At 61.5% G+C, this 12,469-nt stretch carries 13 protein-coding genes; 7 read left to right on the top strand and 6 right to left on the bottom strand.

The window, feature by feature from the left end:
• Positions 1-11 precede the first annotated feature (11 nt).
• Entirely contained in the window at positions 12-932 is a 921-nt protein-coding gene (locus tag IHQ71_RS14960) for a methylenetetrahydrofolate reductase (RefSeq protein WP_258157260.1), read from the bottom strand.
• Between the two features lie 349 nt (positions 933-1,281).
• On the opposite strand from IHQ71_RS14960, the gene IHQ71_RS14955 reads away from it, so the two are divergent.
• The 7 genes from IHQ71_RS14955 to IHQ71_RS14925 all read left to right on the top strand — a co-directional run bounded on the left by IHQ71_RS14955 (position 1,282) and on the right by IHQ71_RS14925 (position 8,054).
• On the top strand, positions 1,282-2,241 hold the full coding sequence (locus tag IHQ71_RS14955; RefSeq protein WP_258157259.1) for a VOC family protein: 960 nt from the start codon (positions 1,282-1,284) through the stop codon (positions 2,239-2,241).
• 4 nt (positions 2,242-2,245) lie between these two features.
• Positions 2,246-2,974, top strand: coding sequence for a PIG-L deacetylase family protein (locus tag IHQ71_RS14950; RefSeq protein WP_258157258.1), 729 nt, complete (start codon positions 2,246-2,248; stop codon positions 2,972-2,974).
• On the top strand, positions 2,974-3,645 hold the full coding sequence (locus IHQ71_RS14945) for a 4-carboxy-4-hydroxy-2-oxoadipate aldolase/oxaloacetate decarboxylase (protein ID WP_258157257.1): 672 nt from the start codon (positions 2,974-2,976) through the stop codon (positions 3,643-3,645). The genes IHQ71_RS14950 and IHQ71_RS14945 overlap by 1 nt, the downstream gene beginning before the upstream one ends.
• Positions 3,638-4,705 carry a 4-oxalomesaconate tautomerase gene (locus IHQ71_RS14940; RefSeq protein WP_258157256.1) on the top strand — a complete coding sequence of 356 codons (1,068 nt, stop codon included), beginning with the start codon at positions 3,638-3,640 and terminating at the stop codon, positions 4,703-4,705. Before IHQ71_RS14945 ends, IHQ71_RS14940 begins: the two co-directional genes overlap by 8 nt.
• 8 nt (positions 4,706-4,713) lie before the next feature.
• Positions 4,714-5,571: an NAD(P)-dependent oxidoreductase gene (locus IHQ71_RS14935; RefSeq protein ID WP_258157255.1), complete on the top strand. Its 858-nt coding sequence runs from the start codon at positions 4,714-4,716 to the stop codon at positions 5,569-5,571.
• 180 nt (positions 5,572-5,751) lie between these two features.
• Positions 5,752-6,486 carry a GntR family transcriptional regulator gene (locus tag IHQ71_RS14930; RefSeq protein ID WP_258157254.1) on the top strand — a complete coding sequence of 245 codons (735 nt, stop codon included), beginning with the start codon at positions 5,752-5,754 and terminating at the stop codon, positions 6,484-6,486.
• Between the two features lie 152 nt (positions 6,487-6,638).
• On the top strand, positions 6,639-8,054 hold the full coding sequence (locus IHQ71_RS14925) for an aminomethyltransferase family protein (RefSeq protein ID WP_258157253.1): 1,416 nt from the start codon (positions 6,639-6,641) through the stop codon (positions 8,052-8,054).
• Between the two features lie 76 nt (positions 8,055-8,130).
• Here the strand turns inward: IHQ71_RS14925 and IHQ71_RS14920 are convergent, their stop codons facing one another.
• From IHQ71_RS14920 to IHQ71_RS14900, 5 genes are all read right to left on the bottom strand, one after another.
• Positions 8,131-8,769 carry a DUF1062 domain-containing protein gene (locus IHQ71_RS14920; RefSeq protein ID WP_258157252.1) on the bottom strand — a complete coding sequence of 213 codons (639 nt, stop codon included), beginning with the start codon at positions 8,767-8,769 and terminating at the stop codon, positions 8,131-8,133.
• 342 nt (positions 8,770-9,111) lie between these two features.
• Positions 9,112-9,810 carry an ABC transporter ATP-binding protein gene (locus tag IHQ71_RS14915; protein WP_258157251.1) on the bottom strand — a complete coding sequence of 233 codons (699 nt, stop codon included), beginning with the start codon at positions 9,808-9,810 and terminating at the stop codon, positions 9,112-9,114.
• Positions 9,810-10,556: an ABC transporter ATP-binding protein gene (locus IHQ71_RS14910; RefSeq protein ID WP_258157250.1), complete on the bottom strand. Its 747-nt coding sequence runs from the start codon at positions 10,554-10,556 to the stop codon at positions 9,810-9,812. The genes IHQ71_RS14915 and IHQ71_RS14910 overlap by 1 nt, the downstream gene beginning before the upstream one ends.
• The gene (locus tag IHQ71_RS14905) at positions 10,553-11,587 is read right to left on the bottom strand and encodes a branched-chain amino acid ABC transporter permease (RefSeq protein ID WP_258157249.1); all 1,035 of its coding nucleotides are present in this window, start codon (positions 11,585-11,587) and stop codon (positions 10,553-10,555) included. The genes IHQ71_RS14910 and IHQ71_RS14905 overlap by 4 nt, the downstream gene beginning before the upstream one ends.
• Positions 11,584-12,444: a branched-chain amino acid ABC transporter permease gene (locus IHQ71_RS14900; protein ID WP_258157248.1), complete on the bottom strand. Its 861-nt coding sequence runs from the start codon at positions 12,442-12,444 to the stop codon at positions 11,584-11,586. The genes IHQ71_RS14905 and IHQ71_RS14900 overlap by 4 nt, the downstream gene beginning before the upstream one ends.
• Between the last annotated feature and the right edge of the window lie 25 nt (positions 12,445-12,469).

Genomic DNA, 12,469 nt, shown 5'->3' with positions numbered 1-12,469 from the left:
GCGACACACTCTCAGGCTACCGCAGCCATGGCTTCGATGGAACCGTGTTTGCGCATCCATTCGGTTGCAGCGTTGATACCGCCGAGCGGGAAGACGTGCAATTGCTCGATCAGGCTGTGCGGATTGGCGGCCTTATGTTCCGAGAGACCTGCGACGACCTCGGTCGGCTCATAGGGCACGAGCAGCTTGCTGAGGTCCATGGCGCGCTTCTGCAGCACCTTCAGCGATGGGCCGACGCCGCATGAAATGGCGAACTTGATCAGTGTCTGCAGCTTGGTCGGACCGGCAATGCCGACATGGATCGGGATGGTCACGCCAGCGGCCTGGATGCGGTCTGCCCAGGCAGTCACGGATTTCGCATCGAAGGCGAACTGTGTGGCGATTGCCATCTTCGCATCGGTGCGCGTGGAGAAATCCTGCTTCCAGAGCAGCGCCTGATCGACAAGGCGGTTCGAGCCGTCGCGATCGATATCCTTGTTGCCTTCGGGGTGGCCGGCGATGTGCAGTCGCGTGAAGCCCATTTTGTCGAACAGGCCGGTCTCGATCATCTGGATCGAGCTATCGAATTCGCCGGCCGGCGTTGTCACGCCGCCGCCGAGCAGGAGCGCCTGCTTGACGTCAGCTTCGCCCTGGTAGCGCTTCAGCCAATCCTCGAGAACGTGGCGGCTGGAAATGCTCCGTGCCGGAATATGCGGCATGACGGCGAAGCCTTCGGCATGCAGGCGCCCGGCAGTCGCAACCATGTCTTCGATGGGCGTGCCGTCGATATGGGCGATATAGACGCGGGTGCCTTGGGGGAGGATGGCGCGGAAGTTGTCGATCTTGGCTGATGTACGCGGCATCACCTCGATCGACCAGCCGTCGATCATGTCGGACAGCAATGGCTCAGGCGTTTCCGCCCCGGATTTATCGGCGAAATTCAACCAGGCCACGACATACCTCCATTAGTGACATGCGAATAATGCATACATTCTGGAGGTGATTTCAATGTCTCGATTGCCAGTATGCGACATTTTTGCCTCAAATCACAAATTCTGTGGCGTCTGGGGAATACATTTTTGTCGCGACCATAGTAGGCCTTGGCAGCCTCCAATCTGGAGGAAAGCTAAGTAGATTTCGTTCGTCTGTAACCTGAGCTTATGCTCCGTCAGGAGAACGAAATTGCCGACCGGACGCGTATTGCCATAGGTTGGCGCAAAGACGCAGGCCAAGCTGCGCCATCGCGGGAGGCGACTATGACGGGATTAGCAACGTGTGGGTCGGGGTTCCGGGAGCACCGGCATGGCTGAGCCCTGCTTCGATGTCGCGCATCTCGGCCATGTCGAGCTTTATACCGATCGCTTCGAGGATAGCCTCGATTTCTTCACCCGCGTCTATGGCCTGACGGCGAGCCTGATCGAGGATGGCGTCGCCTATCTCAGGGCCTTCGACGACTACGAATTCCATACGCTGAAACTGACGCGCCATCATACGACTGGCGTCGGCCATGTCGCATACCGGACGTCGTCGCCAGAGGCGCTCGCCCGGCGCGTCAGGGTGATCGAGGAGATGGGCTGCGGCATGGGCTGGGTGGATGGCGATGCCGGGCATGGCCGCGCCTATCGCTTCACCGATCCAGATGGGCATATTTTCGAGCTCTATTACGACACACACGTCTATGAAGCTCCGCCGGAGGAGCGGCCGAAGCTGAAGAACATCGCCCAGCGCTATCACGGGCGGGGAGCGAGCCCGCGCAGACTCGACCATCTCAACCTGCTGGCATTGGACGTCAGCGCGATCCGCGACTTCATCACCAAGGCGCTCGGCAGCCGGGTGACGGAGCAGATTCAACTCGACAATGGCCGGCTCGGTGGATGCTGGTTCACGGTCAACAACAAGACCTACGATATCGCCTATTCCGAGGACCATACCGGCACGCCGGGGCGGTTCCATCACGTGACCTATGCGGTGGACCAGCGCGAGGACATTCTGCGCGCCGCCGATATCTTTCTTGAGAATGGCGTGCATATCGAGACAGGGCCGCACAAGCACGCCATCCAGGGCACGTTCTTCCTCTATGTCTGGGAGCCCGCCGGCAATCGCGTCGAACTCGCCAATGCCGGGGCGCGGCTCATCCTCAGGCCTGACTGGCCGACCGTCACCTGGACCGAAACCGAGCGGAAGAGAGGGCAGGCGTGGGGCCTCAAGACGATCGAAACATTCCATACCCATGGCACGCCGCCAGTCGCAAGCAAGGATTGAAACCATGGCAAAATCGGCATTGGTGATCAGCGCGCATTCGGCGGATTTCGTCTGGCGCTGCGCCGGCGCGATCGCGTTGCATGCGGAGAAGGGCTACGAGGTCACCGTGGTCTGCCTATCCTATGGCGAACGCGGCGAGAGCGCCAAGCTGTGGAAGAACTCGGGCATGACGCTCGACCTGGTGAAATCCTCGCGCCGAAAGGAGGCCGAGAATGCGGCCAAGGCGCTCGGCGTCCATGACATCCAGTTCCTCGATCTCGGCGATTATCCGCTCGAAGTCGACCGCGAGGCGAAATACCGGCTGGTCGATGTCATCCGCAAGGTGCAGCCCGATTTCATGCTCTCGCATTCGAAGTGGGATCCCTACAATACCGACCATATGTATGCGACGCAGGTGGCGCTCGAAGCACGGATGATCGCCCAGGCCTGGGGGCATAATCCCGGTGAGAAGATCCTCGGCGCGCCGCAACTCTATCTCTTCGAACCGCACCAGACCGAGCAGATGGAATGGAAACCGGATGTCTTCCTCGACATCTCCAGCGTCTGGGGGAAGAAATGGGCCGCCATCCAGTGCATGGAGGGGCAGGAGCACCTCTGGCATTATTACAAGAACGTTGCGGAAAACCGCGGCAATCACTTCATGCGCAATTCCGGTGGCCAATCTGGCGGACGCAAATCGACCCATGCCGAGGGATTTCAGTCCGTATTCCCGCGCCCGGTGGATGAACTCTGATGGGTGTCGTGGTCCAGAATGTCCTGCGCGCGGACCAGACCATCGTGGATCGCCTTGCTGGCTGCGGCGTGGCGACGGTGCATGAGGCGCAGGGCCGCAAGGGGCTGCTCGCCAGCTACATGCGACCGATCTATCCCGGCGCGAGGATCGCAGCGAGCGCGGTAACCATCTCGGCTCCGCCGGGCGACAACTGGATGGTTCATGTGGCGATCGAGCAATTGAAGGATGGCGATATCCTGCTGCTCGCGCCGACCAGCCCCTGCGAGGACGGCTATTTCGGCGACCTGCTCGCGACCTCCGCCATGGCACGCGGCTGCCGGGGTCTGGTGATCGATGCCGGTGTCCGTGACGTGGCGGATCTGACGGCGATGAAGTTTCCGGTCTGGTCGAAGGCGATTTTCGCCCAAGGCACGGTCAAGGAGACGCTCGGCTCCGTCAATGTGCCCGTGGTCTGCGCCGGCGCATTGGTCAATCCGGGCGATGTGATCGTCGCCGATGACGACGGCGTATGCGTGGTACGGCGCGAGGAAGCGGCTGATGTGGCCGACAAAGCCGAGGCGCGTGTGGCGGCTGAAGAAGGCAAGCGCAAGCGGTTGGCGGCTGGCGAGCTCGGCCTCGACATCTACGACATGCGCGGACGCCTCGCCGAGAAGGGGCTGAAATATGTCTGACGGCGAGTTGGTCGGTCCTGACGAGGGCGTGCCCTGCATGTGGATGCGGGGCGGCACGTCGAAGGGCGGCTACTTCCTCGCTAGCGACCTACCCGCCGATCGCGATGCTTTCCTCCTCCGCGTCATGGGCTCGCCCGACCCGCGCCAAATCGATGGCATGGGCGGCGGCGATCCGCTGACTTCGAAGGTCGCTGTGATCAAGCGCTCGGAGCGGCCAGATGTCGATGTGGATTACCTCTTCCTGCAGGTCTTCATCGATGAGCCCATCGTCACCGACGCGCAGAATTGCGGCAATATCCTTGCCGGTGTCGGTCCCTTCGCCATCGAACGTGATTTGATCAAGGCGAAGGCCGGCGAGACGGAGGTGCGGATATTCATGGAGAATACCGGGCAGGTGGCCAGGGCTCGTGTCTCGACGCCGGGTGGCCGGGTGACCTATTCGGGCGTCGCGCGCATCGACGGCGTGCCAGGCACATCGGCACCCGTGCCGATCACCTTCGCCGACACAGCCGGCTCGAGTTGCGGCGCGCTGCTGCCGACGGGCAATGCCGTCGATGTGATCGACGGCGTGGAATGCACTCTGATCGACAACGGTATGCCTTGTGTGGTGATGCGGGCTGCCGATCTCGGGATCGAAGGCACGGAGACGCCGGAGGCGCTGGAGGCGAACGCCGGATTGCGCGAAAAACTCGAGGCGATCCGCCTAAAGGCCGGGCCGACGATGAATCTCGGCGATGTCACCAAAAAGAGCGTTCCGAAGATGACGATGGTCTCGGCCGCCCGCGCCAGTGGCGCGATCTCGACCCGCACCTTCATTCCGCACAAATGCCACGACGCCATCGGTGTGCTGGGCGCGGTTAGCGTCGCGACCGCCTGCCTATTGGCGGAGGGGCCGGCACGAGACCTCGCGAAAATTCCCGAAGGAGGCGAAAAGTTGATCTCGGTCGAACATCCCACGGGAGAAATGAGCGTGATCGTGACGGTAAAGGACGGCGGGGTCACGAATGCGGCCGTGCTGCGGACAGCGCGCAAGCTGTTCGACGGCCGCGTCTTCGGTTGAGGTGAGGGATGAAGATCGGTTTCCTCGGTTATGGCGAAGCGGCCCGGGCGTTCCATGAAAGCCTGGCGCGGTCGGGACTGGTGTTCATCGCCTATGACATTCTCCTAGACCGTGATGACGAGGCGGTGGCTGATGCTATCCACAATCGCGGCGGTGCGGTGGCAGGCACGATCGCGGCACTAGCCGAAGCTGAGTGGATCTTCAGCGCCGTCACCGCCGATCAGAGCCTGCTGGCGGTCGAACCGCTACTGCCGCATCTCAGGCAGGGGCAGGTACTGATCGATATCAACTCGGTCTCGCCCGATCGCAAGCGGCAGACCGCTGCCGCCGTGGAGGCAGTTGGTGCGACCTATCTCGACATGGCCGTGATGGCGCCGGTCCATCCGCGTAAGCATCAGACGCCCGTCTTGATCGCGGGGAATGCGGCGGAGAGGTTGCTGCCGGAGTTCGAAGCGCTCGGCTTTTCCGTTTCGATCGCGGGTTTGGCGCCTGGCGCGGCAACTGCGATCAAGATGGTGCGATCGCTGTTCGTCAAAGGGCTGGAGGCGATCACGGTGGAAACGCTGCTGGCCGCGCAGGCCGCCGGGTGTTTCGAGGAGATTCTCAAATCGCTCTCCTGCTCCTTTCCCGGTCTCGACTGGCCGAAATTCGCCGAATACCAGTTCGAGCGGACCACGATCCATGGCAAGCGTCGCGCGGCCGAGATGCAGGAAAGCGCCGCCACCCTCGATGCCCTGGGACTCAACGGCAATCTCGCTCGCGAGATCGCGCAGGTGCAGGATAGGACGGGTGCATCTGGTGTTTCGAAGAGCGGCACACTTGAGGAAACCGTGGCGCGTGTGCTTGCAGATCGGTTGGACGAGTAGCGCTATAATGTATACATCCTGGCTTGGAGTGCGTTTGTGGGACGTGGCTCGGCATTTTCTTGATATTGTGAGAGTCGTGCATACAATCCTACGGCAAGTGCAGGGTGGTCGATGCGTGCGTGACCCATTGGTCCGGAGTTGATATCCTGGTGCTGCATGGGGACTCGCCTGGAGGTGTTGGTGAAACAGAGTGAAACCGCGACGCATGGCCGAAGGGCCGTGATCGAGTTGCGCGAGAAAATCCTGAGCGGCGAGTTGCAAGGCGGAACCCGGCTCTTCGAGGTGCCGCTGGCCGAGCTTCTCGACATTTCCCGCACGCCAGTTCGTGAGGCGCTTTCGCGGCTCACCGAAGAGGGGCTGCTCGATCGTTTGCCGAGTGGTGGTTTCGTGGTGCGACGCTTCGGTTTTTCCGACGTGATCGATGCCATAGAGCTACGTGGCGTGATGGAGGGCATGGCTGCGCGGCTGGCGGCCGAACGCGGTGTCGAGACGGAAGCGATTGAGAAGATTAGCGAAACTGTCAGATTGCTGGATGACTGTTTTGGCGAAAAGCTCGATGAGGTGGATTTCGACGCCTATTCGGAACTCAACGAACGCTTCCATCACCAGCTTGCGGCGCTCTCCGGCAGCGAGATGATCCGGCGCGAGGTCGAGCGGGCGAGTTCGCTGCCTTTCGCTTCACCCTCGGCCTTTCTTCCCGACAGGGCGGATATTGCCAGTTTCCGGCGTTCGCTGCGCGGCGCGCAGGAGCAGCATAGGCTGATGGTCGCGGCTATAGCGGCCCGCGAGGGCAGCCGCGCCGAGGCGATCGCCCGTGAACATGCGCGCACCGCGCGGCGCAATCTTGAATATATTCTGGCCGAGGATCCCGGGATGATTTCCAAGGTTCGCGGGCTGGCATTCATCCGGCACTGACGCCGCGACGGCGAAGCTTTCAACGGGCGGCATTGGCCGCCCTTTCTTTTTTGTCGTTCGAAGCTGGCCGGCAGGCGAATTTTGGCTTGCAATCCTTCAGCAATCGGCGTTCAATGTATACATATTGAAATGCCCAGAGGGAGGAAACTCAGATGGCAATGTCAAGCTTGACGGATGTCTTGAACAAGAATTCCAGCGCCGTGGAGATGCTGCGCAATTCCAAGACCGGCATGTATGTATACCCTGTCGTCGCGGGGGAGTTCACCAACTGGCGCGATGAACAGGCGGCCTGGCGGAATTCGGCGGTGCTTTTTGATCAATCGCACCACATGGACGAACTCACGGTAGAAGGGCCTGATGCGGAGAAATTTCTTGCTTATCACGGCATCAATTCCTTCTCGAATTTCGACCTGAACCGCGCCAAGCATTTCGTGCCGGTGACGCCGAACGGGCATGTGATCGGTGACCAGATCGTGTTTCGCGAGCGGCAGGACAAATTTGTTCTCGTCGGCCGGGCGCCGACGTCGAACTGGCTGATGTTCTGCGCCGCCTATGGCAAATGGAATGTGCGGCTCAAATACGATCCGCGCTCGCCGTCGCGGCCCGAGGGCGAGCGGGTCATCCGCACCCATTACCGCTACCAGATCCAGGGTCCGGACGCGCCGAAGATCTTCGAGAAGATGAATGGCGGGCCGATCCCCGACATCAAGTTCTTCCATGTCGATCAGATCAATGTCGGCTCCAAGAAGGTGAAGGCGCTGCGCCACGGCATGTCCGGTGCACCGGGCCTTGAAATCTGGGGACCGTACGAGGACAAGAGCTATATCCTGTCCTGCATCCTTGAAGCGGCGAAGGCCGCAGGCGTCGACATCGTCCGTTGCGGCAGCCGCGCCTATTCGACCAACACGCTGGAATCGGGCTGGATCCCATCGCCGCTGCCGGGCATTTATACCGGCGACGGCATGGTCGCGGCCTATCGCGACTGGCTCGGCGCCGACAGCTATGAGGCGATGGGCGCGATCGGCGGCAGCTTTGTCTCCGACAATATCGAGGACTACTACGTCAATCCGTTCGAGCTCGGCTACGATTTCTATGTCGGCTGGAAGAAGGATGATTTCATCGGCAAGGCCGCGCTCGAGAAGATGAAGGGCCAGACGCATCGCAAGAAGGTGACCTTCGAGTGGAATGCCGAGGACGTGGTCGATGTCATAGCCTCGGCCTTCCGGCCGGGCGAGGATCACTACAAGTGGATCGATTTCCCGCAGCCGAACTACGCCTCGACCAGCGCCGACCTGATCCTCAAGGGCGGCAAGAAGGTGGGCATGTCGATGTTCAACGGCTATTCCTACAATGAGCGCTGCATGCTGTCGCTCGGTGTCGTTGATGCCGATATCGAGGTCGGCGATGTGCTGACGCTGGTCTGGGGCGAACCCAATGGCGGCTCCGGCAAGACCTCGACGGAACGCCACAAGCAGAAGGAAATCCGCGTCCGGGTGTCACCAACGCCTTACGCTGCGGAAGCTCGCGAGCATTACGCCGATAGCTGGCGAACCAAGAAGGCCTCGTAGCGCCTTCTCGGACTTGCGATCAGCGAAGGAGCGGCGCCCTATGGGGTAGGGCGTCGTTTCCATTTTCGCGACACTTTTATGAGGCTTTTGACCGGCCGGCGGCGCGTTCGCCGATCGATAGACGCTCGGCCGCGTCCGGCAGATCGAGTACGATACGCGATCCGTCCCTGGCTGGCCGTTTCAGTGCCTGTTTTCGATCCGGTTCGATCCTCAAGGCCGAGGCCTCATGCAATGCCTGAAGTCGGCTGCGCGAAAGTCCGAGTTCGTTGGCCAGCATACGGTCCAGTCTTGGACTGGCGGTGAACGGCACCGAGAGACCGATGTGAAGAACGTCCCATCCTTCGATGTCGCGTGCCACCGACTTGCCGATACCGCAATCCGCGAACACATCGATGCGTTTTACAAGACGGCCGAGCGTGCCGACATCGAACGCATGGCCGCGAATCCAGTTCGGATCGTTGCCTTGCAGTGCTTCGAGCGTGGCGGGATCGATGTCCCGCACGTTTCTGCGTTCGAAGAGCGTGCGGTTCCAGGTTTTGCCGCAACCGGTGCATTTGTAGATCAGCCATGCGTCGAGCCGCCGGCCATTGGCGTTGAGCCTCAGCTTGTCACTGCATTTGAAGGGTCTTGGCCCGCCGCATCCGCTGCAGGCGATCCATGGTTGCGGGGTATTGGTCGGAATGATGGTCCATTTTACGTTGAGGATATTGGACATGCCGTCTTGGTCTTCCCTTGGGAAGTTCACCAGGATGGCGGTAGGGACAGCCCGTTACGGGCACGGCGTGGCGAGGTTTAGGGTGACTGAAGAGCTGGCGGCAGCACGTGCGCTGCGCATGGCACATTTCAACGATGCCAAACCGGTCTCAGACCACCACCCCGCGAACAATCATGAGCCGGAATAGCGGATGCTATCCTGCCCCATGCGGGTGAAACTGGATGAGACCGGTGTTTACGACGGCAAAGCGGAACCTCAGAATGCCAAGCTCTTCATGACGAGGGATAGCAGAGGTTGGCCATCACTTGAAGTGCAGAAAGGCCACAGTGAAACCAGGAGTGATCAGACGCTCAGGTGCTTTTCCAGCGTCTCGGGCGAGGCGAGCAATGCTATCGACGTATCGCGATAGATGATGCCGCCGCGTTCCAGCACGATCACCTCGTCGGTCAGGGGCAACACCTTGCGTGCTTTCTGTTCGACGATGATCGCCGACATGCCTTCACCGGTGACGATGTTGCGCAGCGCCGCCAGCAGTTCATCGACGATGATCGGGGCGAGGCCTTCGAGTGGTTCGTCGAGAAGCAGGATTTTCGGGTTGAGCATCAGCGCCCGTCCGACCGCCAGCATCTGTTGTTCGCCGCCCGAGAGCTGGTTGCCGAGATTGCGGCTGCGCTCCTTGAGGCGCGGGAACATGCCGTAGACGCGTGCCGTATCCCATGGTCCGCGCCGCGCGATGGCCGTGAGGTTTTCCTCGACCGTCAGCGAGCGGAAGATGTTGCGCTCCTGCGGCACCCATCCGATGCCGAGTGCCGCTCGGTTTTCGGCAGGCAGGCGGCTGATGTCGCGGCTGGCGAAATGGATCGTCCCGGAATGCCGCGTGGTGACGCCGACGATCGAATTGAGAAGGGTGGTCTTGCCAGCACCGTTGCGGCCGAGAAGCGCCAGCGAACGGCCTTCTTCGAGCGAGAATTCGACCAGGGCCAGCACCTTGGCGTCGCCATAGCCGGCGACGAGTTTGTCGACGCGAAGCAGTTCCGCCATCACGCGTCCTCCCCGAGATAGATGGCCTTGACCTGCGGGTCTTTGGAGATCTCCTCGACCGTGCCTTCGGCGAAGAGCGCGCCTGCGGCAAGCACCGAGATGCGGTCGGCGAAGGAGAAGACGAGGTCCATGTCGTGCTCGATCAGCACCACGGTCACATCGGCAGGAAGATCGCGAACGAGGGCCAGAACCTCGTGCCGCTCCTCTTCGGGTACGCCTGCTGCCGGCTCGTCGAGCAGCAGCACGCGGGGCTTGGCCGCGATGGCGAGCGCGATCTCCAGCAGGCGCTGCTTGCCATAGGGCAGGAGCGTGGTGGGCGAACCCATGACATCGGCGAGCCTGAACCGTTCGAGGATGGCGGCGGCCTCGTCGATGATCGCGCGTTCGGATGTGAGCGCACGCCAGGCCAGGCGTCCACGGCCCTCGCGTTCGGATATGGCCAGCATCACGGATTCGAGCGGCGTGAAATCGCCGAACAGCTGGTTGATCTGGAAGGTGCGGGTCAATCCACGGCCCACACGCCTGTGGGCGGGCAGGGTGGTGATCTCCTCGCCGCCGAGCAGCAATTGTCCGCTGTCGGCGGTCAACACACCGGTCAGGAGGTTGATGATCGTCGTCTTGCCGGCGCCGTTCGGGCCGATCAGCGCATGGCGCGCGCCTTGGGCGATCTTGAGCGATACGTCGTTGGTCGCGACAAAGCCGCCGAAGCGTTTTGTCAGATTGCGGGTTTCGAGTGCGACGGTCATGTGCCCTTTTCCACAGCCGCTGTCTTGGCCTTTGCCAGCCTACGGCTTTCGGCACCCGGCAGGAAATTCTGCCAACGGCTTATGCGCTCGCGGCCAACCAGCACGATGACGATCAGGATCAGGCCGATCCAGAACATCCAGTATTGCGGCGTGATGATGGAGAGCCAGTCGCGGAGGACCGAGAAGATCACGGCGCCGATCAGGCCGCCATAGAGATAGCCGGCTCCGCCGATCACCAGCACAAGCAGCACATCCGCGGAACGGTGGAAGGCGAGCATGTCGGGCGAGACGAAGCTGTTGATCTGGGCGAGCAGCGCGCCCGCGATCCCGGCATAGATCGCGGAAATCGTATAGACCGCGACGATACGGCGGGTCGGCGAAATTCCGAGCATCTCGGCGCGGCGCGTATTGCGCTTGATCGCCTTCAGCGACAGGCCGAAGGGCGAGTTGACGATGCGACGGGCGACGAAGGTCAGCAGCATCAGCACGACGAGCGCATAGATATAGCCGGTGCGGCCCCAGAGATCGAACTCGAACAGGCCGAGGATGGGTGTGATCGTCATGCCGTTGAGCCCATCCGCGCCGCCGGTTAGCCAGGCGGCCTGGTTGGCGAGTTCGGCCAGCAGCATGGCGACGCCGAAGGTGGTCATCAACCGCGTGAGGTCGGAGCCGCGCAAGACAAGAAAGCTTGTCACGAAGCCGAAGACACCGCTGATCAGGCCGGCTGCGATCAAGCCGGTGACCGGCTCGGTGGCGACATGGATCGAGAACAGCCCCGCCGAATAGGCGCCGAGGCCGAAGAAGGCGGTGTGGCCCAGCGAGACGATGCCGGCATAGCCGAGGATCAGGTCGAGCGAGATGGCAAAAAGCGCCAATATGGCGATTTCGGTGAGGATGAGCGCCTTCGACGGCAGTACGAAGATCGCCGCGAGTGCGACGACCCAGATGGCGATTTCCCAGATCCGCCAGCGGCTTGCGCTGCGGAGTTGCGACAGAGCCTGATCGACTGCGTTGGTCACGTTCTCCGTCATCGGCCGCCTTCCCGCGAGAAGAGGCCGTGCGGCCGGAGAATCAGGACGAGAATCATCACGGCATAGATGATGAAGGCACCGAACTGCGGCAGATAATATTTGCCGGCGACATCGGCAATGCCGAGCAGCAGGGCGGCGATGAATGGCCCTGATATCGACGACGTGCCACCGACGGTGACTACGATCATGAAATAAATCAGGAATTTGAGCGGGAAGTTCGGGTCGAGCCCGAGCAGCTCGGTGCCGAGTGCACCGCCCAGGCCGGCAAGACCGGAGCCGAGCGCGAAGGTCAGCGCGAAGATCAGTGAGACATTGATGCCCAGCCCGCGCGCCACCCGCCCGTCATCGACCGCCGCGCGCAACTGGCTGCCGAAGCGGGTTTTTGTGAGCGCAAGCTGCAGCCCGACCGCCAGTACCGCGCAGATGACGATGATGAACAAACGATAGCGGCCAATGCCGATGCCGAGGAAATCAAACCGGCCCTGAAGCGATGGTGGCAGGTTGATCATCTGCTGCTGGCCGCCCATGAAATAATCCACCGCCGCGATCGCCATGAAGACGAGGCCGATCGAAAACAGCACCTGGTCGAGATGCGATGCCGAATAAAGCCGACGATAGAGCAGGCGCTCGAGAACGGCGCCCGCGAGGGCGGTGACGATGAAGGCCGCCGGCAGGCACCAGTAGAAGGAAATGCCGTAGCGGTTCATGAGAAGGACGGTGACATAACCGCCCGCCATGGCGAAGGCGCCATGGGCGAGATTGATGAAATTCATCAGGCCAAGCGTGATGGAAAGCCCGCAGGCGAGAACGAAAAGAAGCATGCCATAGGCAATGCCGTCGAACAGGATAGTCAGCATGTTTCCTCGGCCTTTGCAGGCGCGT

The organism is Rhizobium sp. TH2 (assembly GCF_024707525.1).
Lineage (GTDB): Bacteria > Pseudomonadota > Alphaproteobacteria > Rhizobiales > Rhizobiaceae > Rhizobium_E.
Note: the sequence above shows the minus strand (reverse complement) of the source record. Positions and strands in the feature narration are given on the sequence as shown.